The following is an 894-nucleotide window of genomic DNA, read 5'->3' as shown; positions in this document are numbered from 1 at the left end:
TCGCGGTTAGTGCCATATGCCCAATTTTTCCCTTCGGAGAAGTTTGACGGGCTGCGGATCGTCACGAAGGAAGCGGTGCTTCGTTGCGGGAAGCCGAAACGCATTTACTCGGACAACGGGAAAATTTATCGGTCCGAGGTGCTGCAGTATGCGTGCGCCGAGATGGGGATTACACTCATCCACACCCAGCCGTATGACCCGCAAAGCAAGGGAAAAATCGAACGGTTCTTCCGCACCGTACAGACACGGTTTTATCCACTGTTGGAGCTGAATCCGCCGAAATCGCTTGACGAGTTGAACGAGCGTTTTTGGAAGTGGCTTGAAGAGGAGTATCATCGAAAACCGCACGCCTCACTGGACGGAAAAACGCCGCATGAGGTGTTTCAATCGCAAGTGCATCTCGTGTCGTTCATCGAAGATGGCGATTGGCTGGATGCGATTTTTCTGAAACGGGAGCACCGCAAGGTGAAAGCCGATGGCACGATCACCCTGAATAAACAGCTATACGAAGTGCCGCCTCGGTTCATTGGGCAATCGATTGAGCTCCGCTATGACGAACGAGGCGTCTATGTGTACGAAGATGGCAAACGGGTGGCGGAAGCCATTCGGGTGCGTTTGGAGGACAATGCCTATGTAAAACGCCATCGGTCCCCGTTTGCGGCGATTCCGGCGAAGGAGGGAGGACACGGTGTATAAATCGTTTTACTCCCTTTCGCGGGAGCCGTTTGCGAAAGAAACAGACCCGTCCGAGGCGTATCAAGGGGCGTCATTTCAGGAAGCGTTGCGGGCGCTGGAGTACGTGAAACGAACCCGGGGGATCGGGCTGTTGATCGGAGAGCCGGGGGCGGGCAAGACGTTCGCCCTTCGGGCGCTGAAAGAGTCATTGAATCCATC

General features: G+C 54.9%; 2 protein-coding genes. Both read left to right on the top strand.

The genetic code is table 11. The annotated features are described in order from the left end of the window. Positions 1-696, top strand: a 696-nt coding sequence (locus tag NET02_RS16250; RefSeq protein ID WP_284058479.1) for an integrase core domain-containing protein, incomplete at its 5' end; no start/stop codon positions are given. After that, positions 689-894: AAA family ATPase (locus tag NET02_RS16245; RefSeq protein ID WP_284058478.1), on the top strand; the 206-nt coding region annotated here is incomplete at its 3' end. The genes NET02_RS16250 and NET02_RS16245, both read left to right, overlap by 8 nt.

Origin of the sequence: Thermalbibacter longus (assembly GCF_023806485.1) — a bacterium.
Classification (GTDB): domain Bacteria; phylum Chloroflexota; class Chloroflexia; order Thermomicrobiales; family Thermomicrobiaceae; genus Thermalbibacter; species Thermalbibacter longus.
This window is presented reverse-complemented; position numbering and strand designations above follow the sequence as displayed.